Consider the following 22,409-nt stretch of genomic DNA (forward strand, 5'->3'; position numbering starts at 1 on the left):
CACAATATCTAGTGTTAGTTTAACGGTAAATCGCTCTATATAGTGTGTTTGTGGATAAGTCTGTGAATACCTCAAGAGTAAGGAGAAGTGGTGAAATCAATCGTAATCAAGCGTGATGGCTCAAGAGCTCCATTCAGTAGAGATCGCATCCAGGCTGCAGTGGAAGCAGCATCAGAGAAAACCGATAAGGAAATTGCTATTTATGCATTGAATGTGGCATTAGCAGTTGAGTTGAAGCTCGAAGACTACGATGAAGTTCATATCTCTGAAATTCAAACCATGGTCGAGAACGAGTTAATGCAGGGACCATATAAGTCTCTGGCACGCGCATACATCGAATATCGCCATGATCGCGATATCGCACGTGAAAAGCAAAGTGCGTTAACTCGTGAAATCGAAGGTTTGATCGAAGAAAGCAACGTTGATCTAATTAATGAAAACGCGAACAAAGATGGCAAAGTTATCCCAACTCAGCGTGACCTGTTGGCGGGTATCGTGGCTAAACACTATGCGAAAACTCACATTTTGCCACGTGATATCGTACATGCTCACGAATGTGGTGATATTCACTACCACGATCTAGACTACGCACCATTCTTCCCAATGTTTAACTGTATGCTTATCGATCTGAAAGGTATGTTAACGCATGGCTTCAAGATGGGTAACGCGGAAATTGATACGCCTAAGTCTATTTCTACAGCAACAGCGGTAACAGCGCAGATCATCGCACAAGTGGCGAGCCACATTTACGGCGGTACAACGATCAACCGCATCGACGAGGTTCTAGAACCTTACGTAATGGCGAGCTACGAGAAGCATTTATCGTTAGCGAAAGAGTGGGACATTCATAGCCCAGAAGCTTTTGCTATCTCTCGTACTGAGAAAGAGTGCTACGACGCATTCCAATCTCTTGAATACGAAGTAAACACGTTGCACACCGCTAATGGTCAAACACCATTCGTGACGTTTGGTTTTGGTTTAGGTGAAAGCTGGGGCTCGAAACTGATTCAGCAATCAATCTTGAAAAACCGCATTGCAGGTTTGGGTAAGAACCGTAAAACAGCGGTGTTCCCTAAACTGGTATTTGCAATCAAAGATGGCTTGAACCACAAGCCACAAGATCCAAACTACGATATCAAGCAACTGGCACTTGAGTGTGCGTCTAAACGTATGTACCCAGACATTCTTAACTACGACAAGGTAGTAGAAGTGACAGGGTCATTCAAAACACCTATGGGTTGTCGTAGCTTCTTGAATACATACGAAGAAAATGGTGAGCTTATTCATGAAGGTCGTAACAACTTAGGTGTTGTGAGCTTGAACTTGCCACGTATTGCGATCAACGCAAAACAAGATATGGCTAAGTTCTACGAGTTGCTTGATGAAAAACTAAAGCTTGCTCGTCGCGCATTAGAAACTCGTATTTCTCGTCTAGAAAATGTGAAGGCACGTGTTGCTCCAATCCTATACATGGAAGGTGCATGTGGTGTACGCTTGAAAGCTGATGATTCAATTGCAGATATCTTCAAGAACGGCCGTGCTTCTGTTTCTCTTGGTTACATTGGTATCCATGAAGCGATGACTGCACTTTACGGCACTGACGTTCACTTGTACGACGATGGCGAAATGCGTGCTAAAGCGCTTGAGCTGGTGGAGTACATGAAGCGTGAAGTCGAGTTTTGGACGAAAGAGACAGGTTACGCGTTCAGCCTTTACGGCACACCAAGTGAAAACCTATGTAGCCGCTTCTGCAGCATCGATACCAAAGAGTTTGGTGTGATTGATGGTGTAACAGACCGTGGTTACTACACAAACAGCTTCCACTTAGATGTGCAGAAGAAAGTGAACCCATACGACAAGATCGATTTCGAGATGCCTTATCCTGAAATTTCTAGCGGTGGTTTCATCTGTTACGGCGAATTCCCGAACATGCAGAAGAACATCGAAGCGCTAGAAAACGTATGGGATTACAGCTACACACGTGTTCCTTACTACGGTACCAACACACCGATTGATGAGTGTTACGAGTGTGGTTACAACGGTGAGTTTGACTGTACAAGCAAGGGCTTTACGTGTCCTAAGTGTGGCAACCATGACTCAACCAAAGTATCGGTAACACGCCGTGTTTGTGGTTACCTTGGTAGTCCAGACGCACGCCCATTTAACTTCGGTAAGCAAGAAGAAGTTAAACGCCGCGTGAAGCATCTTTAATAAGCCCTAAGATCAATAGCTAGCTTATTTAGAAGAGCTAAGTTTCGAAGAAATAAGATTGGTATCGGCGCTATGTCGATACCAATTCATTTGTTTCACTTCTCGCTATTTCTCGAGTTAAACCACTAAGCCATCACGAGTTATCAATACTGCCTTATGAATTATCATCAATATCACCCAATCGACGTTGTAAATGGCCCCGGAACACGTTGCACCTTGTTCGTATCGGGTTGTGTGCACCAGTGCCGTGGGTGTTATAACCAGTCGACGCAAAGGTTGGATTCTGGGCATTTGTTCACTCAAGAATTACAAGACCACATTATTGCCGATCTGAATGACCCGCGAATCAAACGTCGTGGCTTGTCGCTTTCTGGTGGTGATCCTCTGCATCCTGCGAATGTGTCTGAAGTGCTTAAGCTTGTTCAGCGTGTAAAAGCTGAATGCGAAGGCAAAGATATCTGGATGTGGACGGGCTACGAGCTAGACGAACTCGATGAAAAGCAGAAGCAAGTGCTGGAATATGTCGATACTTTGATTGATGGTCGCTTTGAGCAAGATAAAGCGGATCCGATGTTGGATTGGCGTGGTAGTTCAAACCAAATTATCCATCGATTCACTGATATCTAAGGCTGTCGTCACTTCGTATTGTTGTAAAACGAAAAAGGGCATCATGGTTAGCGCAATGCAATCAATCAGCCCTTGGGTGTGAGTTCTTTTCGTTTGTTCTAGTAGTTCAAATAAATATTAAGTGGTTAGTTGGTTAGGCTCTTCTATGAGGTTGTTTATCCATTTCTTAGAACGAATTCGCTGGCTAGTTAACGCGATCTTCGCCAGCTCCTCCAGTAACACAATCATCAACACCCACTCTAACGACCAACCAAGCACCAAAGCGGTGAAATAGGCGAGGGGAATACCAATGGCCCACTGGCCGAATATGTCGATAAAGATGCTGTAGTTGATGTCCCCACCACTCTTTAAAACACCTCCGATGCCAACCATGTTGAACACTCTCAATATCATCCCTGCCGCCATCACCAAGGCTACGTTGACCGCTGTATCTTTGAGTTCTAGGTGCGTTAAATCGATTAATTGAATAATGGCAGGCTTGGCGATAAAACACAGCAGTGCCAATAGTGTCGCAAGCGCACAGCTTACAAATACATAGCCCCAAGCGGTGTTTTCAACACGTTGATAGTTCTTAGCACCAATCTCATTACCAAGGATGATCGAAGCAGCGACGGCAAAACCTAAGAAGGCTGAAATTAAGATACTTTCCACTGGAGATAGCAGTGAGATAATCGCAAGTTCACTAACCCCGATCTGACCTACAATAACGTTGTAAATCAGTATTCCACCAGCCCATGCCGTGTCGTGAATCAGCATAGGAATCGCAATCTTGAAGTACTTCTTTCTGTGCTTAGGCAATATTGCATCACGCCAACTCTCAATCGTAGGGAATAGATGCGCGTAATGTTTTCTCGCCATAACAAGCAATGCAATCGTCTGAAAGAATCGAGAAGCCGTGGTGCCAATCGCTGCGCCAACCACGCCGAGTTCTGGAAAGCCAAATAGTCCGAAGATCAGCAGAGCATTGAGAATCGCATTGACGATGATTGCCCAAATACTGATCTTGGTGGGCAATTTGGCTTCACCAACCGATCGCAGTGCGCTTTCTAGCGGCACAACGATTGCCGTACCAATAAGGCTGGCTCCTGTTATCCAAAGGTAATCCGTTGCCAAGCGGATGTAATCAGGGTCTGAGGCCACCACAGACACGACTGATTCAGGTGCCAATGTGTAAATCAAAATAAAAGGGATGATGGCAAAGATAGACAAAGCCCAAGATTGCGACAAGACACGTCGAATCCCATTGAAATCGCCCGCACCAAAATATTGCGAAGCTAGCACACTGACTGCACCGCTGATTCCCGATACCATGATTAGGTTAAAGAAGAAGATACGGTTGCCAACACCAACTGCTGCGGTTGCCGCATCACCAAGCTGATTGACCATGAAAATATCGACGACGCCGAGCAATGAAAACAACATGGTTTGCAGAGACACAGGTAAACCGATGTGCAGTAACTTTTGCCAAAAATCTTTGTCTAAATGACGATATGTCGAGAGCATCGCATTTCCCCTGTGGTGAATATGCGAGAAGTGTATCGGCATTTGTTTTAGCTGTATTGTTCAGGTTAATCACAAACTTTTGCCAAACTATCTACTTTTATGGGTTGGCCAATTGAATGAGTTAACAGTGTTATGAGTGATAAACAAGAACGTTACGACATTTCTGAAAAGACCCATCAAGAGTTTGTCGATCAAAGCCATGTATTGGCATTTGAAGAGCTAGGTATCGTTCAATGTGGGACAGCATCGTGCCGCGATTTCTTTTCTGTTTATCGAAAGAACCAACAAAAACATATGCTGCTGTACACCGTAAGAGGCAAAGGGTGGCTCGAAAGTGAAGGGTGTCGATATATTCTAGAACCGGGGTCGTGCATTACTGTGCCAGCAGGACTTGAGAACGGTTTTGGTATTGAAGAAGAAACATGGCAGATAGCGTGGATCTTTCTATCGCCTGATAAACAATGGGAGAATGTCGTTACTGATGAGGTGAGTTACACGTTATCCCCAGCAGCAGAAGTCGTCTCATCTTGCATACATACGTTGCTAAGAAGTATTGCTTTGCCAATTGATTTAGGTGGAGCGATTGCCAATCACAGTGTGGCTCAAATCGAGTTCATGATTAACGCGCCGGTTCCGCAGCAACAATCAAGAAATTTGATTCGTTTGAGACGAGTGTTCGACAGCGTTCAAAAGCAGCTTCACAAAGAGTGGAACGTGCATGAACTTGCAAGCCTGTTTCCGTGTTCAGAACCGCATTTTCATCGCTTATGCCAGCGTTACTATTCGCATGCTCCTATGACACACATCATGCGAATGAGGATGGAGTACGCGGCTCGTTTGTTGAAATCCAGCGATTGGTCCATTCAACACATTGGCGAGATAGTTGGGTATCCGAACGCCGCCAATTTTAGTACACGATTTAAAGCGTGGTCGGGAATGACACCAAGGCAATTCAAACGTGGTGTCCACAATGAGAACTGAATCGATGCAGGTAGGCTTTAACTGGTAAAAGTACAAATGGTTGTTTGAAATTTGCGCTAATTATCGACGTAAAATGACCAAGCTCTGATTACTTATGGTAACTAAGCGCTTCTATTAAAAAATGTTTCTGATTTGACTACGATAATGTTAACGTGAAGTACATTACTTGAATTTCAAAGGGTTGTGACTTTCATGTTTTCACATCTACCAAAACCAACTTTAGATCCAATTCTATCTCTTTCAGTTGCTTACCGCGGCGATACTCGTACTGATAAAGTCGACTTAGGTATTGGCGTTTACAAAAATGACCAAGGCGAAACACCGATCATGAAAGCCGTCTCTATGGCTCAGGATATCGTTGTTGAAACGCAGAAAACCAAAGCTTACGTTGGCCTAGCGGGCTGTGAAGAGTTCAACCAAAGCATGGTTGATCTACTGCTTAAAGGGACTTCTGCAATGGATCGCGTTGCTGCGATTCAAACACCAGGTGCAAGTGGTGCACTGCGTATGTTGGGTGACTTAATGAAAGTTTCTCAACCAGACACCACAGTTTGGATCTCAAACCCAAGCTATGTGAACCACAAACCTGTAATGGAAGCGGCAGGCTTAAAAGTTCGATACTACAATTACTTCAGTCCTGAAACGAAGCAAGTTGATACTGCAAGAATGTTGGATGACCTTTCAAAAGCGGGTCCATCAGATGTGGTATTACTGCACGGTTGCTGTCATAACCCAACGGGTGCGGATATCGACTTTGAAGCGTGGCAGGAAATTACCAAACTATCACAGAGAAATGGCTTCTTGCCGTTCGTTGATATTGCTTACCAAGGCTTTGGTGACGGGCTAGAAGAAGATGCGAAAGGTCTTCAGCATATGGCGAACAACGTGGAAGAAATGTTGATTACCACCTCTTGCTCAAAGAACTTCGGTTTGTACCGAGAAAGAACGGGCGCGGCGATCGTGATTGGAAAGAACAGCGAACACGTTGGCAATGCTAAAGGTAAGCTACTGACGCTTGCTCGCTCAACTTACACGATGCCGCCAGATCACGGTGCAGCTTTGGTGAAAACAATACTTCAGAATCAAGAGCTAACAACGATTTGGAAGCAAGAGTTGAGTGAAATGCAGCAACGTTTGTTAAATCTGCGCCAAAGTTTATGTGATGAATTGCGAAATACTTATAACACGTCACAATTTGATTTCATTGAAAGCCATAAAGGTATGTTTACTGTACTAGGCTTTAAAGAAACTCAAATGAATCAATTACGTGAAGAATATGGCATCTACGGTGTTGGTGATGGACGCATCAATATTGCAGGCCTTTCTGAATCCCACATTCCTTACGTAGCAAAAGCGATAGCCAACGTATCAAAATAGAAGGTGACTGAATGTATAATTGGAAAGCGATTATAATCCTAATGTTAAGTGGCGGTCTGTTTGCTTGTTCAACTACGACTCAAGCGCCAGTTGAACCAGAGCAAAAGCCTCAGGTCGAACAACCAGTAGTTGATGACTCTTCTAAGCCTGACGCAACTGAAGGCGACAAAGTAACGGAACCTACTGAGAAGCCAGAAGAAGTAAAACCAGCTGAACCAGAAGCAAAGCCAAAACCTGAAGAAAAGCCGGTAGCGAAACCTACAAAAACCAGTGATGGTAAATTGATTCTTGGTGAAGAAGAGTGGGTATTTGTGCCAGGTTTGAAAGAAGCGTTTAAAGCACGTGTCGATACTGGTGCGACAACGTCTTCAATCAGTGCGGTTGATATCGTCGATTTTGAGCGTGACGGAAAAGACTGGGTTAAATTCAAGATTGAACATGATGGCATCACAACAGAAGAGATCAGCCTACCTGTAGAGCGTTGGGTGAAGATCAAACAATCTAGCGCTGAAGGCACACAACGTCGTGCCGTGGTTGTAGCTTCTATCCAAATTGGTGACCTGAAAGACAAAACTGAATTTACACTTGCAGATCGAACGCATCTTTCTTTCCCACTTCTTTTGGGAAGAAGCTTCTTTAGAGATGTTGCGGTTGTCGATGTAAGCCAGAAGTACGTTCAGAAGAAAGTGACTAAATAGACTTAGCTTCTGTTGATTCAGACTTGTTCTGAGACTTTCTCTTTTGGAAAATTGAATCCCTGCTAATTGAATTAGCGGGGATTTTTTCGTTTTACGGTCTAAAATCTTAGTAAATATCGTTAATTCGGCTCTGTTCGTCATCAGGTTACTGTTTAGCCTCGACAACGTGATCCAGATCTCTATATAATCCGCGCTTCGTTTTTGTTTAATCCATACTTTCGTAGTCCTTATTTTGGTTTATTCAGTGACCTAATAACGATCTATCGAGTACACGCTTAGGAATTACTTCTTTGATATCTACCGCGAACATCACAATGCAATTTGGCGCAGAGCCTTTGTTTGAGAACATCTCCGCTAAATTTGGTAACGGCAATCGCTATGGTTTGATCGGCGCCAATGGTTGCGGCAAATCGACGTTCATGAAAATCCTAAGTGGCACATTAACGCCAAGCTCGGGCAACGTTTCAATCACTCCAGGAGAAAAACTGGGCGTATTGAGCCAAGATCAGTTTGCTTTTGAGCAGTACAGCGTAATCGACGTTGTGATCATGGGCGACAGAAAGTTATGGGAAGTAAAACAAGAGCGTGACCGTATTTACTCTTTGCCTGAAATGAGCGAAGAAGACGGTATGAAAGTGGCAGAGCTTGAAAGCGAGTTCGCTGAAATGGATGGCTATACAGCGGAAAGTCGTGCTGGCGATATTCTTATTCAAGCGGGTATTGAAGAAGAGCTTCATTTTGGCCTGATGCAGCAAGTGGCTCCAGGTTGGAAACTGCGTGTGCTTTTGGCGCAAGCATTGTTTGCGAACCCAGACATTCTGTTACTTGATGAACCGACCAACAACTTGGACATTCACACCATCAACTGGCTTGCTGAAGAGCTAAACCAGCGTAAATGTACAATGATCATCATTTCGCACGATAGACACTTCCTGAACTCGGTATGTACGCACATGGCGGACATCGATTACGGTGAACTTCGCATCTACCCAGGTAACTACGAGTACTTCCTAGAAGCATCGGGTTTACGTCGTGAACAACTTCTGGCTTCTAATGCGAAGAAAACGGCAGAAATAAACGAACTGCAAGACTTCGTAAACCGTTTTGGTGCCAATGCATCAAAAGCGAAGCAAGCGAGTTCTCGTGCCAAGAAGATGGAAAAGATCACCCTTGATGAAGTGAAGTCTTCGAGCCGTATGAGCCCATCAATTAACTTCGGTGAAGGTAAAAAGCTGCATCGTCAAGCGCTTGAGCTTCAAGAGCTAGGCCACGGTTTCGAAGGCGAGACGCTATTTGCTGGTGGTAATTTGTTACTTGAGGCGGGTACGCGCCTTGCGGTTATCGGTGAGAACGGCGTAGGTAAAACCACTTTACTACGCTGTCTAGTTGGTGAATTGGAGCAAAACCAAGGTATCGTAAAATGGTCTGAAAACGCATCAGTCGGCTACTGCCCGCAAGATAGTAGCGCGGACTTTGACAACGACTTGAGCATATTCGATTGGATTTCACAGTGGCGTACAGCGAAGCACGATGACTTAATGGTACGTGGCATTCTAGGTCGTCTGCTGTTTACTGCTGATGATGCAAACAAGAAAGCACGTAACTGTTCTGGTGGTGAGAAGAACCGTCTGTTATTTGGCAAGCTAATGATGCAAGACATTAATGTTCTTGTGATGGACGAACCGACGAACCACATGGATATGGAAGCGATCCAAGCGCTAAATGATGCGCTGAAGGTTTATCCAGGTACGCTTATTTTTGTGAGTCACGACCGTGAGTTTGTATCTTCACTGGCAACACACATCATTGATGTGAAAGACCAACAACTGGTGAGCTTCCAAGGTACTTATGAAGAGTACCTAGATCACCAGAAAAAGATGCTGATGGTTAACCTGTAGCTATCACTATGCGAGACAAGTTGAGGTAGGTGAACTGACACTAATGGTTCACCACCAGAAGAAAACAAAGCCCCCGAGCACTGCTGTGGTCGGGGGCTTTTTGTTGGCTTCTGGCCAATAATCTTATTAGTACTTGAACAACTGAACTTGGGTATTCAATTGTTGGGCGATGCCACGTAATTCTTCTGAAAGGTGACGCGAGTTATCGGCTTCCGTCGACATCTTGTCTGACACATCATTAACTAATTAGATGTTTTTGCTTACTTCGCCAGTCACGGTTCTTTGCTCAGATGCCGCATTCGAGATGTGTGACGCCATATCAGAGATCTGCTGGATCGATGTTGCGATCTCTTCAAGCGCTGTGGTGGCATTGTTCGCATCATCAACACTAGATTGAGCTAAGTCTTGGCTACGCTGCATTGATTCAACGGCACTAACACTGTTTTTCTGCAGAGTCTCAATCATTTCACGAATCTCATCAGTAGAGCTGTGAGTGCGTTGAGATAGCACGCGTACTTCATCTGCAACCACTGCGAAACCACGACCTTGTTCACCAGCACGTGCCGCTTCAATCGCTGCATTAAGTGCAAGTAGGTTAGTTTGCTCTGCGATGTCTGAAATTGTTGAAAGGATCGCGTTAATGTCTAGGGCATTCTTTTCAAGCTCTTGAATGATGCCCGATGCATTTTCTACCTGTTGTGCAAGGTTAGTGATTGAATCTTGATTACGAATAATCACACGCTTGCCTTGCTCACAGTTTTCAGTAGAACTGATCGCTGAATCTGCTGTCATCTGTGCGTTGTTTGCCACTTCCTCAGCCGTTGCCGACATCTCGTGAACTGCGGTTGCGATTTGCGAGATCTCATGCAGTTGAACTGTTAGGCCATCGCTCGTTTGGCGAGCAACATTGGTACTGACTTCAGATTGCTCGTTCAATTGGCTAGAAGAGTCTGCGATATCACGGACAATTTCTTGTAGCTTAGCGATGAACGCATTCACGTGATGAGCAAGTGTGCCAATTTCGTCCTTGCTGTTGACGGTAATACGTTGGGTTAAATCACCATCGCCTTTAGATAGTGCTTCCATTGCTGAACTTAACGTTGTTAGGGGTGCGAGTGCTTTCTTAATGACAAACATTGCCACAAATGCAATAACGGCAAGCTGAATCAGGCCAAAGATGGCCGATTGGCGAAGCAACGAGCGGTAAGAAGCAAAAGATTGGGATTTATCGATAACGACAGTGAAGTACCAGTCGGTATGAGGAACTTTTTTCGCTGAAAGCAGAGACTCCGCGCCGTCGATGCATCTCCTCAAAACCCGGATCTTGAGATAGCGATTTGATCTTATTCGCAGTGAGGTTTTGTGAGACGTTAGCAACTGATTTAAGCGTAAGGTCACGGTCTCTGTGGGCAACAATTTTACCATTTCCATCGACAAGGAATGCGTAAACGCCTGGCTGCTCAATGCTTACAACATCGTTAATCAGCGTATTTAGGTTAAGATCTGCACCAATAACACCTGAATACCCGTTGGTATTGAAAGGGCTGGCAATGGTCACGACAAGGTCATTGGTTGCCACATCGACGTAGGGTTCAGTTACGACTGTTTTGCCTGTAGACATTGGCACTTTGTACCAGTCGCGAGTGCGAGGGTCATAACCTTCGGGTACGGGCAAATCGACACCTTGTAGGAAACGGCCGTCAGAAAGTCCAGCATACGCAATTTGGAATCGACCTGCGTTAGTACTTTGGGTGAAATAGCTTATTGGATCGTCCGTGTATTTGAACGCGTCTTTCGCTGCATTTACAACGTTAATACGACCTTCTATCCACTTTTCAATTCCAGAAACATTGGCCTCGGTAAGCGTGGTCGAATACTGTTGGATAGAGCGGTAAGTTTCGTTCAACAGTTGCTTGCCAGTGATATAAGTTTGAATCATCGTCATGGCGAAGATAATGACAACAAACATCAATGTTAGTTTGTTCTTAATAGAAATGCTGCTTACACCCATTAAGGTACTCCATTTTAAGCAAAATTTTCGCAAAGAGTATAAGTACGGCATACTGCTGCAAAGCTGCTTTATCAATTGTCATTTATTAATAATTTAATTGTATAAAAGGTACTAGAGCGGGTGTGATTGGATGGCCCAAATCAAGAACAGAATGCAGCGTGTCGTGAAGCTGTTTGTATAAAACTGATGGTAAAGGATGAGAACGAAAAAAGGCTAACAGATAAAGAACCTATTAGCCTTAAAAATCATGCTGTAAATGAATAATCAATAAGAATTAGCCACTTACATTAGGGGGTATAGTGAGCTTAGAAGCCGAATCGAGCAGACATTAACAGCTGATGTCCGTATGTACCGTTATTGCGCATATCTAGACCAACAGACAGTTGTTCTGTTGAATGGAAACGGGCACCAATACCCACGATTGAGCGAGTATCATCATTGTCGATCAGTTGTCCAAGGCGAGCGTTAACTTCAACGTTTGCCATTAACCATGCTCTTAAGCCTAGGTTAATTTCAGTCTTGATGTGGTTGTCGTCATTGCGCTCAATGTTGTGAAGTAGCATTTGGCCAGTCACATCAGCAAATTGACTAATTGGACCGTTAAAACCCATACCGACAGCAGCATCCCAATCGCTTTCAAATTCTGAATCGATGCGAGCTACAAAGTGTGAGTTCTGAGTAAACATGGTTGTGACTTCACCACCGAAAGTACTAGGGCTGGTACCCATGCGCAGCTCGAATGTGTTGTAGTTAAAGTTGTTTGCAGACGCAGAGAATGAACACAGTGCAGCTAGTCCTAAAAGGACAGTCTTGTTAGTGCAACCTAGCATGGTGACTCCATATAAATGTATTTTGCGGCAGTATAATACAAAAAAGCCTGCAATATGCAGGCCAATTTATTTGAAGTCGTTAGTTTTATATTTGTCGGTTATAGAATTTGGATGTGGTCAACCTCGATTTCCGGTGTTTTGCCACCTTCGTATTCACCGAAGATACGTACTTTAGTATCTGCTGTTAACGGTTGTGCTAGACGGATATCGTCGTCCAGTTCAATTTGAATTTCGCTCTGGCCGTCAGAGAAGATAAATGTGTCGTTCTTAAGTTGACGAACAATCCTGCCGTCTACAATCGCGTCTTGCTCAGAAAACATGCTTGTGTCTGCAAGCAGGGTCGCGACAGAAACGGTTTCAATAGGTCCTGTGTAAGCAATAGAGCTCTCGTGCTTATTGTCTTTGTGGTCACCAGCCATTGCGAAAGTTGGAGCAAGGATAATAGTGGTTGCGATAGCTAATACAGTTTTGTTCATGGTGAATCCCTTAATGTTGTTTGTTAGTTGAAACGTTTTGTTTCGATGAGGCTATTAAACAACACTCGGTTTGAATCTAGAGTGAGTAACACATTCATTTTCCATTCATTTTATTGAGCATCGAGTCGCCATTGACGTTAAGATGGTTAAAGAGAAGTATTGCCTGCGGGCTGAGAAATTAAGGATTTAAGTACGAATGCGAGCACCATTGAACGCCCTTATGGTTCAAGGAACCACGTCAGATGCCGGAAAAAGTGTATTGGTGGCAGGTTTATGCCGTGTTTTGGCTAGGAAAGGCATTAAAGTGGCACCTTTTAAGCCACAGAACATGGCTTTGAATAGTGCCGTGACCAAAGACGGCGGCGAAATTGGCCGCGCTCAAGCCGTTCAGGCACAAGCTTGTAATATTGAACCTTCAGTGCACATGAACCCTGTATTGCTTAAACCCAATTCTGATACTGGCGCTCAAGTGATTCTGCAAGGGCGCGCATTAAGCAACATGGAGGCTACGGGCTACCATGATTATAAGAAAGTCGCGATGAATACAGTAATCGATTCTTTTGATCGACTTTTGGATGAATACAAAAGCGTGATGATCGAAGGGGCGGGAAGTCCTGCAGAAATCAACCTTCGCGAGAATGATATCGCGAACATGGGATTCGCTGAAAAGGCAGATATCCCAGTGATTATTGTGGCTGATATTGACCGTGGTGGTGTATTTGCGCACCTGTATGGCACATTAGCTCTGTTATCTGAATCTGAACAAGCTCGTGTAAAAGGGTTTGTGATTAACCGTTTTAGAGGCGATATCGCGTTGCTTCAGTCGGGCCTTGATTGGCTAGAAGAGAAAACGGGCAAGCCTGTAATAGGTGTGTTGCCATATCTGCATGGCTTTAATTTGGAAGCTGAAGATGCCATTACCTCCGCTCAAGAATCCGTTGGAGAGGCTAAGCTAAAAGTCGTGGTACCTGTTCTAACACGAATCAGCAACCATACGGACTTTGACGCGTTGAGACTTAATCCTTCGATTGATCTTCGTTACGTCGGTAAAGGTGAGCGTTTGAACAACGCTGATTTGATCATCTTACCGGGTACTAAGTCAGTAAGAGCCGATTTGGATTATTTGAAGCAGCAAGGTTGGGACAAAGACATTCAGCGTCACCTGCGTTTAGGTGGCAAAGTGATGGGCATATGTGGTGGTTATCAGATGCTCGGTAATCTTATCCACGATCCTGATGGTGTTGAAGGCGAGCCGGGAAGCAGCGAAGGGTTAGGGTATCTTGATGCTGAAACCACGTTAACACAACAGAAAACGTTAACGAACGTGTTTGGGAATTTAAGCTTAAATGGAAAGTCAGCACCAGTAAAAGGGTATGAAATTCACGTAGGTAGGACTGATGTCAATGAAATGGCATTACCGGTTCAGTTAGAATCTGGCAGCCTTGATGGCGCGATAAACTCTGACAACTCGATATTTGGTACTTACTTGCACGGTGTATTGGATAACAGCGATGCGTTATCACTGATTTGTGAATGGGCAGGTGCTAATGAAGTAGCAGCGATTGACCACGAACAACTGAAAGAGTTGGGTATTAATCGAATCGCCGATGCCATCGAAGAGCACTTAAATCTTGACCTGCTTTGGCCTGAGCTGAAACAAACTGACCAAGAAATTAAAAGAACAACAGATAAGTGAGAGCAATGAAAAAACTAGTCACTCTTTTAGCGGTAGCGTTAACCACCTCATTGAGTTCTGCTCATGCTTTGGCTGCCGAGAAACTCCGTGTCTATGCGGCATCGTCTATGACTAATGCGGTGAATCTGTTAGTTGAAGAGTTTGAGAAAAAACATTCTGTTGACGTGATTCCTGTCTATGCCAGCACATCTTCATTAGTACGACAGATCGAAAGAGGTGCACCAGCAGACATCTTTATCTCGGCAAATGAAAAATGGATGACTCATCTTGTCGATCGAAACTATGTTTCTAGTGACAATGTCACAAATCTTTGTGAGAACGAGCTTGTGCTAATCTCTCCAAAGGAAGATTCAATTTCATTTGATATTTCAAAAGGTGATCAGTGGTCTAAACTTCTTGATAATGAAAGGCTTGCGGTTGGCAACACCATGTCGGTTCCTGCGGGCATCTATGCAAAAGAAGCATTAGAATCGCTCGGTGTTTGGGATAATGTGAGCAGTCGATTGGCACCAAGTAACAATGTTCGTATGGCTCTGGCTTTAGTTGAACGCAGTGAAGCTAAACTCGGAATTGTTTACAAAACGGATGCGCTGTTATCTAAGGAAGTGAGTCTTGTTTCGACGTTCCCGGCAGATTTGCACACACCAATACGTTACCCTGTAGCGAAATTGAGTGATCAAGCGGTTGCTCAGGAGTTCTATACTTTCCTTAGCAGCGAGCAAGCGAAGGAAATTTTGAACAGTTTTGGTTTTGAAGTGCGTTAAATGATGTACCTATCGGAATACGAATACCAAGCTTTAATGCTTAGCTTGAAAGTGGCTGGATTTGCCATCCTATGGCTGATCCCAATCGGGATTGGCCTCGCGTGGCTGCTTGCTAAAAAGCAGTTTGTGGGAAAAAGCATTCTAGAGAGTATTGTTCACCTACCTTTGGTGTTGCCTCCAGTGGTGATTGGCTATTTGTTGCTGGTGATGATGGGTAGACAAGGCATTATCGGCTCTTGGCTGAATGAGGTGTTTGGTATCGTATTCAGCTTTAGTTGGAAAGGCGCGGCATTAGCCTGCGTCGTAGTTGCACTACCATTAATGGTTCGTTCAATTCGTTTAAGCTTAGAAACCGTCGATAGTAAATTGGAAGAGGCGGCCGCCACATTAGGTGCTTCACCAGTCAGAGTATTCTTTACTATCACCTTGCCTTTAATGATCCCTGGGATCATTACGGGAACCATGCTTTCATTTGCGCGAAGCCTTGGTGAGTTTGGTGCTACGATCAGCTTTGTATCCAATATCCCGGGTGAAACTCAAACCATTCCACTGGCTATGTACACGTTTATTGAAACTCCAGGTGCTGAAATGGAAGCCGCACGCCTGTGTGCGATTTCTATTGTGATAGCGCTGGGTTCATTGATGTTGTCTGAATGGTTAAACAGAAAGTCGGCACAACGCTTGGGAGGTAATGCATGAGTGCTTTGATCCTCCAATACCAACAGCAGCTTGGTGAAACCTTCTTCGATATCGACTTAGAACTGCCAAGCCGTGGTATCACGGCGATCTTTGGTCGCTCTGGCGCGGGTAAAACCTCTTTAATCAATGCCATTAGTGGCCTTAAACAGCCAGACAAAGGTTTGATCAGTGTGTCGGGGACAACCTTGTTCGACAGTGTACAAGGGATAAACTTGCCAACGCATAAGCGCAATGTCGGCTATGTATTCCAAGAGTCAAGGCTGTTCCCTCATATGAAAGTATCGGCGAATCTTAAATACGGTGTTAAAGGCACAGATAAAGCGCACTTTGATCAGATCGTGTCGCTGCTTTCATTAAACTCGTTGCTAGATCGTTATCCGGCTCGTTTATCTGGCGGAGAGAAGCAGCGTGTGGCAATTGGCCGAGCTCTGTTATCTAAGCCAAACATTTTGTTGATGGATGAGCCATTGGCATCTCTTGATTTACCTAGAAAGCGTGAAGTGATGCCGTTTCTGGAGAACTTATCCGAGACCGTACAAATTCCGATTATTTACGTCACTCACAGCCTCAACGAAATTTTACGATTAGCGAATCACTTGGTCATCATTGACCAAGGTAAGGTAGTGTCGTCTGGTGTGACCGAACAGGTATGGGCGTCACGTGCGATGCAGCCTTGGCAGTCTTTCTCAGAGCAAAGCTCACTGTTTGAAGCGAAACTGGCAGAGCACAACGACGATTACGCTTTGTCTCGTTTAATGCTCGGAGAGTCGACGTCTTTGTGGGTTCAGAAAGTGTCGAGTGAGATTGGGGCTACCGTAAGGCTTCAGGTCAGGGCAAATGATGTCTCAATCACGCTAGAGGAGCCAAAAGGCACTTCAATCCGTAACATTCTTCCTGTGTCGATTAAAAGCGCAGAGACGCATCAACAAGGGAGCAATAAGCAGAGTGTGGCGGTTGAGTTGGAATTGGAGTCTGGCTGTTATCTATGGGCAACCATTACTTCTTGGGCATTGGATGAGCTTGACCTTAAAGTCGGCCAGCAAGTATTTGCCCAGATTAAGGGCGTGAGTGTAGCTCAAAGAGACATTGCCGTTACTCATTAAAAGTTAACGCGACTTGCCTGCTTTGAAGTTCTTGTTTGAAGTTATTGGCTTTAGATTGGGTAAAACTCGATCTTGATTCCATGAATGGGAACATGCGTCATTTTTATACGGTATAAACTTCGGTTTTGAGCCACACTGTATGAGTGCAAATTCATATTATTTGCACAGCGAAAGAGCGGCGTGAAGTATTGATGAGTCGCAGATAAGCGACCAATAGAAAAAGTAGTGGGTATAAAAAAGCCGCTTGTTTAAAGCAACAGGCGGCTTAGTATCAGTATCACTGTTTGCGTTCAACCTGATTTAAGGTTGAGCAATGGCTTACTTAGTGAAAACTTCTTTAAAATCACGCTTCAAGATAGCATCACGACGAGCTTTCTTGATTTGTTTAACCATGTCTTTTACACAGTTGTGTAGAACTTGGTCTAGTAGTTGAGCGCGGTACTCTTCTTTTTCTTCGTCAGTCATGCCTTCTGGAAGTTTAAGAGTAGGGAACTCTTCCATCACGTTAACACCAGCGAAAGCTTGGCTAACCGTGATTAGAGCGTGGAACTGCTCGAAGTTGTCCAAAACATTTTGTGCGCTTGCTGGCAGGCTGTCCCAAGCTTCGCGTACTGCTTCTTCAGACACTTCATGAATAGAAGTAACCATAAAGTGCATCTCTTTTGGCACTTCATCAAATTCGATAACTTGGCGAAGTTCAGGAGAGATTGTGGTTAAATCGATTTCTTGTTGCTCTGTGTTTGTAGCGTCTGACATAGTATTTCTCTTTAAAAAGAAACAATGCTAAAAAGATCTGTAAAAAAGTCAATATAATATAGAGATTAGGGCATGATTTAAGCCCAAAAATGAGCTACTTTGAATATTCAACACTCGATAAAGGTGATGCGATGATAGAAAAGGGATCTTCGATGCGCATATTGCTGGTTGACGATGTTCAGCTAGACAGAATGCAACTTGCTATTCGACTAAAACAATTAGGTCATATTGTTGAAGCTGTCGGCAGCGGTAAAGAAGCCCTGAACGTTTATTCTGGTTTTGATCCAGAGCTCGTCTTGCTTGATATTAGTATGCCTGAAATGGATGGCTTTGAAGTAGCGAACGAGATCCGTGAACGATTTCCTGAATGGGTACCTATTATCTTTCTGAGCGGTCACGAAGAGCCTGAGATGATAGCCAAGGCCATTGATGCGGGTGGTGACGACTATTTGATCAAGCCGGTAAATAAAGTCGTACTCAATTCTAAACTGATTGCCATGCAGCGCATCGCCTACATGAGGCGTGAGCTGAAGCAAAGTACCGCCAAGTTAGAAGAGCTCAACATCCTCTTGCAACAGCAAGCCAATGAAGATGGCCTCACCAAATTGTACAACCGTCGATATATGGATACTAAGCTTGAAGAGAGCATTGCGTGGCACGGAAGACGTAATATATCCATGACGGTGATTCTACTCGATGTAGACTTCTTCAAGCCTTACAACGATAATTACGGGCACATTCAAGGAGATAAGTGCTTACAAGGCCTTGCTAATACCCTAAAGGTACTGTTTGTAAGAGCTGGAGAGTTTGTCGGCCGTTATGGCGGTGAAGAGTTTGTGCTTATCTTGAGTGATACCGACAGTGATGCTGCAGAACAGCAGGCGATTCGTATCAAAGAAGCGCTTTATGATATGAACTACGCACATGAGTATTCTACGATTTCAGACAGAGTGACAGCGTCACAAGGGGTGTTGTCGTTTGTGCCTAATGGCGATGAGTCTTTAGCCTCCATCTATGAGAAGGTCGACCAAGCGCTGTATCAAGCAAAACAAAGCGGTAGAAACACCTATATCCAGTGCAACATTTTAGAGCATACATGATAGCTGTTGAGCTCTTTTAGTAATTTGAATTTATAATCCTAGTAGCGTTTGAACTAGGAAGTGTTTTAAGTGATAAACGACATGCCACAATCAAAGTCATTTTCTATGGCTAATTCGCGTTGGACACTGATTGTCCCTGCGCTTTGTTTGATTACCTCTCCTACGGTTTCAGCCAACGCTTTGTCAGATGCATTTCGCAAGGAGCTAGAGCAGCGTTTTGCCACCAGTGTATTACTCAACGATACCGATGTTTTTACTTTTGGTATTAATAATTTCGATCCAAATGAAGTTTTTAGTTTAGACAATGAAGATATTGGCTCGAATGATTCGGTAAGTCGCCGTCAAAACATCACATCTCTCAGTCTTCCTTACACCTTCGAGCTGCCCAACTACATTGAAGACAACCATCAAGAGATAACGTTGCGCTTATCAGCATTGCGTATCGAGAACGACGTTGAATATGCAGCGACGATAAAAAGCGATTATCAAAAAGAGTCTGTGGTTTCTGGTTACGTCGAGTTTGCTAATGTCTCTCAATTAAATGAGTACTGGAGCTTTCATTCAGGTATTGGTAATCATATCTCTTATTATCGCAACGACTTTGAATACCGCTCGTCACTACTTGAGCCTATTCAGGACCAATTGGATGGACTTTATTACAACACAGATGCGTGGGCATATATCATAGAGCCGAAAATTAAGCTGATTTTTGAAGATAAAAATCATTGGGGGAGATACAAACTGAGTACCAGTTGGCACTATTTTAATGGTGTTGGTTGGGGAGAAGCTAACAACGGTGATGTAGGGAACCCGGAAGGTTGGTATATCGCTAACGAAGCTAAGATCTTCTACGATCTCGTGCGTTGGGATAAAAACATTACATCGATGTATTCGAGCATTAGAAGAATTGATATCGGTGGGGACACCGTGGAGTCGATGGGGACGACCTCGTATTATGAGGGTAGTGTAGGTTGGTTGCTGAACCCCAACTTATTCAATGAATGGGTTGATAATGTAGGCATCGGTTTTACGATCAACTACGGGAGTAGCTTAAAAGGTGGTAGCCTCGTTCTGTTCTTCAACCAAGACTAGTTGCTTGCTGTTTAAAGCGAACTGCATTTAGCACCAAATATCTAATTAACCAAAGAATCATAGCCAAGCATGTATAGAGCTTGGCTTTTGTTTTTTTAGCTATGAATACAGAGTCTGTTTCGGCCCGTCTTTTTGGCTTTGTACAATGCTTGATCGGCAAGCTTCAATACTTCTTCAGGGTGCTTGGTGGTTGTACTGTCTGCCAATCCAATACTCACTGACACATTGACAATTTCAGATGCTTGACCATTTTTACCACGCTTTTTGATGCCTTCATCATGATCATCAGGTCGCTCTTTTGTGTTACGAATCGTCATATCGTAGTCGTGCACTTGTGAAACGAGCGATTGCAGGTGTTCTTTGACTTGTTCGGTATGTTTACCTTTGAAGATGATCGTGAATTCCTCTCCACCATAACGATAAGCTCGAGCGCCACCTGTCGTCTCTTTTAAGATGCTCGCCACTAATTTCAACACGTCATCGCCAATGTCGTGCCCGTACGTGTCATTGAACTTCTTAAAGTGGTCGATATCGACCATCGCCATTGAATACTTGCGCCCTAGATGCTTCATATCGACTTCTAAGGCGTGACGCCCTGGAATGTTTGTCAGTTGGTCATTAAATGCCATATCGTGGCTTGCAGACATCACATAAACAATGATTAAAGTGCCTGACAAAGAAAACATCGTGCTCGATATGTACTGAACATCGAAAAAGATAAAGGTACTCGACGCCAGCAGGATCGCACTATACACAACCACATCGATTGAACGGTTGTAGACCAGAACTAAAATCGCAGTTAAACCCAATAAACACAGACTATATAAGACTAAAACGAAAGGCAGTTTAGAAAAGTCTCTGACGGTGAAGAGGATACCTTCGCTCCATGATTCAAAACCTCCGGCATGAAAATGAGAAACGATAAGTTGCGCCCACACCACAAATAACACCAATACCAGAGCATACAAGAACATCGACTTAGAATTTACGCCTGTATCAGGGAAGGCGTACACAAGTAGGCAGGTGACAGGCACTAATGCCGCGAGTAGAGAGAGCTCTAATAGTGTCGTTCCGGTATTTAACGGGGTTTGCAAACGAACTTGGATAACAAGATAGGCGACAAGCATGGTCACTGACACCATGGCCATGCGCCCTTGCCTGAATGTATGGCATAGCAATACCGCAACGCTTAATAGAATGTACGGAAGGTTGCTAGCAAACCCTAAGTTTGAATCCGTCACCAGAATGACGTTGTTCATACCTGCAAGTAAAATTGCTAGAAGGAGTAAAGGGAAGCAAAATCGAAACATGCTCGACGTTACAAAAGAAGATGCCATTTATGTGGTGAGCCTAACTATAATGATGATCTTATTAATTAATACTATACGTAGGATACGGTTAAACAAGCGATTGCCAAGCATTTTGCTTAAACGAGAGTGAAAACATAGTCATAGGTCGCTATTGGTGCAACCGCTTTTATATGTATTCAGGTTGCTATTAACCACAGAACGAACTACACAGTATATATGAGAAATTAATTAGTCGTTATAGATACTTAACAAAACCTATGTGGTTAATGCTTAAGGGGCATATTCGATTTTAAAACGGTTTAATATTTGTTTTAAAATTGACCGATATAATGCTTTAACAGCCAAAACCAACCAGGTTGGCATAACGTCTAAGACAAGGTTGAAGATTAGATCTTACATAGAGCTACAAACGGAGGTGTAGTATGCAAATTAGTGTGGATGTACATAACTATATGGAGACGCTGGTGGGCCATGTATTGTCTACCGAAGAATACGTGTCTAGTTATACAAACGAGCAGTTGGCTGATCTCGCATGTTTAGCATTAGGTCAGTTAAAACCTATCTATATTCGCTTTGATATCGATTTCCTTTCGGCCTTACCAGAAGATAAATTGGTTCTGTACAAAAGGAATAGTGAGATCGCGGTCAAAAATGCAGAAAGTATGATTATTGACGACAGACGACGCGATCGTAAGGACAATGTGCCCGTGATCTTCAGTCAACACAATTTTGATGATGACGTAGAATTGCAATGGTATGAAAAGCCATTGTTGAACCGTAAACAGTCATGATAGGTTAGTATCAGTAACGTCATTTAAGGAGTAAAAAAACGTGGGATTCTTTTCTAGATTATTTGGTGGCAAAGAAAAAACCGAACAAAAAGTAGAGATTGAGCCAGTCGAATATAAAGGGTTCAATATCTATCAAGATGCCATTGCTGAATCTGGTCAATACCGTGTTGCTGGGCGTATCGAGAAAGAAATTGATGGTGAGATTAAAAGTCATCGTTTTATTCGTTCAGATGTTGTTTCAAACAAAGAAGACGCCAACGAATTGATGCTCAAGAAGTCGCAAATGTTCATCGACCAAATGGGCGATAGCATATTTAGCTAACCAATTAGGGTTAGATTTGATGCTAGTCATAATTTAGAGAGCTTTCAGTGTATATGCTGAAAGCTCTTTTTAGTTTTAGGGACAAAGAGCAGCTAGTCGGTTGTTATTAAAAGGATTATTGGCAAGTGGTTTGACCTCTTTATTCGAGAGGGGCATCATTTATC

General features: G+C 43.7%; 19 protein-coding genes and 1 pseudogene. 14 read left to right on the forward strand and 6 right to left on the reverse strand.

What is annotated here, in order from left to right:
- Nucleotides 1–90 precede the first annotated feature (90 nt).
- Both nrdD and nrdG read left to right on the forward strand, forming a co-directional pair.
- Nucleotides 91–2,211: an anaerobic ribonucleoside-triphosphate reductase gene (nrdD, locus tag OH460_RS02710; RefSeq protein ID WP_269994845.1), complete on the forward strand. Its 2,121-nt coding sequence runs from the start codon at nt 91–93 to the stop codon at nt 2,209–2,211.
- A gap of 156 nt (nt 2,212–2,367) precedes the next feature.
- On the forward strand, nt 2,368–2,838 hold the full coding sequence (gene nrdG / locus OH460_RS02715) for an anaerobic ribonucleoside-triphosphate reductase-activating protein (protein ID WP_012600613.1): 471 nt from the start codon (nt 2,368–2,370) through the stop codon (nt 2,836–2,838).
- A gap of 117 nt (nt 2,839–2,955) precedes the next feature.
- Here the strand turns inward: nrdG and OH460_RS02720 are convergent, their stop codons facing one another.
- Nucleotides 2,956–4,383, reverse strand: coding sequence for an MATE family efflux transporter (locus OH460_RS02720; RefSeq protein ID WP_269994849.1), 1,428 nt, complete (start codon nt 4,381–4,383; stop codon nt 2,956–2,958).
- 90 nt (nt 4,384–4,473) lie between these two features.
- On the opposite strand from OH460_RS02720, the gene OH460_RS02725 reads away from it, so the two are divergent.
- The 4 genes from OH460_RS02725 to OH460_RS02740 all read left to right on the forward strand — a co-directional run bounded on the left by OH460_RS02725 (nt 4,474) and on the right by OH460_RS02740 (nt 9,295).
- The gene (locus OH460_RS02725) at nt 4,474–5,322 is read left to right on the forward strand and encodes an AraC family transcriptional regulator (RefSeq protein ID WP_269994851.1); all 849 of its coding nucleotides are present in this window, start codon (nt 4,474–4,476) and stop codon (nt 5,320–5,322) included.
- A gap of 192 nt (nt 5,323–5,514) precedes the next feature.
- Nucleotides 5,515–6,699: an amino acid aminotransferase gene (locus OH460_RS02730; protein WP_269994852.1), complete on the forward strand. Its 1,185-nt coding sequence runs from the start codon at nt 5,515–5,517 to the stop codon at nt 6,697–6,699.
- An 11-nt stretch (nt 6,700–6,710) separates the two neighbouring features.
- Nucleotides 6,711–7,397, forward strand: a complete 687-nt coding sequence (locus tag OH460_RS02735) for a putative ATP-dependent zinc protease (RefSeq protein ID WP_061030920.1) — start codon at nt 6,711–6,713, stop codon at nt 7,395–7,397.
- A 290-nt stretch (nt 7,398–7,687) separates the two neighbouring features.
- On the forward strand, nt 7,688–9,295 hold the full coding sequence (locus OH460_RS02740) for an ABC-F family ATPase (protein ID WP_269994856.1): 1,608 nt from the start codon (nt 7,688–7,690) through the stop codon (nt 9,293–9,295).
- A 126-nt stretch (nt 9,296–9,421) separates the two neighbouring features.
- On the opposite strand, the pseudogene OH460_RS27390 reads toward OH460_RS02740, so the two are convergent.
- The 3 genes and pseudogenes from OH460_RS27390 to OH460_RS02760 all read right to left on the reverse strand — a co-directional run bounded on the left by OH460_RS27390 (nt 9,422) and on the right by OH460_RS02760 (nt 12,612).
- Nucleotides 9,422–11,306: pseudogene (locus OH460_RS27390) on the reverse strand (methyl-accepting chemotaxis protein).
- A gap of 305 nt (nt 11,307–11,611) precedes the next feature.
- Entirely contained in the window at nt 11,612–12,136 is a 525-nt protein-coding gene (locus OH460_RS02755) for a hypothetical protein (protein WP_061030923.1), read from the reverse strand.
- A gap of 98 nt (nt 12,137–12,234) precedes the next feature.
- Complete coding sequence (locus tag OH460_RS02760) at nt 12,235–12,612, reverse strand: YgiW/YdeI family stress tolerance OB fold protein (protein WP_269994862.1); 378 nt, start codon at nt 12,610–12,612, stop codon at nt 12,235–12,237.
- Between the two features lie 196 nt (nt 12,613–12,808).
- Between OH460_RS02760 and OH460_RS02765 the strand changes: the two genes are divergently transcribed.
- Genes OH460_RS02765 through modC form a run of 4 tightly spaced genes read left to right on the forward strand, consistent with a single transcriptional unit; the run spans nt 12,809 to nt 16,874 of the window.
- Entirely contained in the window at nt 12,809–14,308 is a 1,500-nt protein-coding gene (locus OH460_RS02765) for a cobyric acid synthase (RefSeq protein WP_269994865.1), read from the forward strand.
- 5 nt (nt 14,309–14,313) lie between these two features.
- Nucleotides 14,314–15,072 carry a molybdate ABC transporter substrate-binding protein gene (gene modA / locus OH460_RS02770; protein ID WP_269994867.1) on the forward strand — a complete coding sequence of 253 codons (759 nt, stop codon included), beginning with the start codon at nt 14,314–14,316 and terminating at the stop codon, nt 15,070–15,072.
- Nucleotides 15,073–15,771 carry a molybdate ABC transporter permease subunit gene (gene modB / locus OH460_RS02775; RefSeq protein WP_061030927.1) on the forward strand — a complete coding sequence of 233 codons (699 nt, stop codon included), beginning with the start codon at nt 15,073–15,075 and terminating at the stop codon, nt 15,769–15,771.
- Nucleotides 15,768–16,874, forward strand: a complete 1,107-nt coding sequence (gene modC, locus OH460_RS02780; protein ID WP_269994871.1) for a molybdenum ABC transporter ATP-binding protein ModC — start codon at nt 15,768–15,770, stop codon at nt 16,872–16,874. The genes modB and modC overlap by 4 nt, the downstream gene beginning before the upstream one ends.
- A 318-nt stretch (nt 16,875–17,192) precedes the next feature.
- Here the strand turns inward: modC and OH460_RS02785 are convergent, their stop codons facing one another.
- Nucleotides 17,193–17,630, reverse strand: coding sequence for a DUF3069 domain-containing protein (locus OH460_RS02785; RefSeq protein ID WP_008224132.1), 438 nt, complete (start codon nt 17,628–17,630; stop codon nt 17,193–17,195).
- Nucleotides 17,631–17,761: 131 nt separating this feature from the next.
- Here OH460_RS02785 and OH460_RS02790 point away from each other — a divergent pair, with 131 nt between their 5' ends.
- Both OH460_RS02790 and OH460_RS02795 read left to right on the forward strand, forming a co-directional pair.
- Nucleotides 17,762–18,730 carry a diguanylate cyclase gene (locus OH460_RS02790; protein WP_269995340.1) on the forward strand — a complete coding sequence of 323 codons (969 nt, stop codon included), beginning with the start codon at nt 17,762–17,764 and terminating at the stop codon, nt 18,728–18,730.
- 81 nt (nt 18,731–18,811) lie between these two features.
- Nucleotides 18,812–19,822, forward strand: a complete 1,011-nt coding sequence (locus OH460_RS02795) for a Solitary outer membrane autotransporter beta-barrel domain (protein WP_008224135.1) — start codon at nt 18,812–18,814, stop codon at nt 19,820–19,822.
- Between the two features lie 95 nt (nt 19,823–19,917).
- Here the strand turns inward: OH460_RS02795 and OH460_RS02800 are convergent, their stop codons facing one another.
- The gene (locus OH460_RS02800) at nt 19,918–21,159 is read right to left on the reverse strand and encodes a GGDEF domain-containing protein (protein WP_269994875.1); all 1,242 of its coding nucleotides are present in this window, start codon (nt 21,157–21,159) and stop codon (nt 19,918–19,920) included.
- A 395-nt stretch (nt 21,160–21,554) separates the two neighbouring features.
- On the opposite strand from OH460_RS02800, the gene OH460_RS02805 reads away from it, so the two are divergent.
- On the forward strand, nt 21,555–21,923 hold the full coding sequence (locus tag OH460_RS02805; RefSeq protein WP_008224142.1) for a late competence development ComFB family protein: 369 nt from the start codon (nt 21,555–21,557) through the stop codon (nt 21,921–21,923).
- Between the two features lie 40 nt (nt 21,924–21,963).
- Nucleotides 21,964–22,245 (forward strand): HlyU family transcriptional regulator, encoded by a 282-nt coding sequence (locus OH460_RS02810; RefSeq protein ID WP_008224143.1) that lies wholly within the window; start codon nt 21,964–21,966, stop codon nt 22,243–22,245.
- Nucleotides 22,246–22,409 lie beyond the last annotated feature (164 nt).

It is taken from the genome of Vibrio sp. Makdt, from assembly GCF_027587015.1.
Classification (GTDB): domain Bacteria; phylum Pseudomonadota; class Gammaproteobacteria; order Enterobacterales; family Vibrionaceae; genus Vibrio; species Vibrio chagasii_B.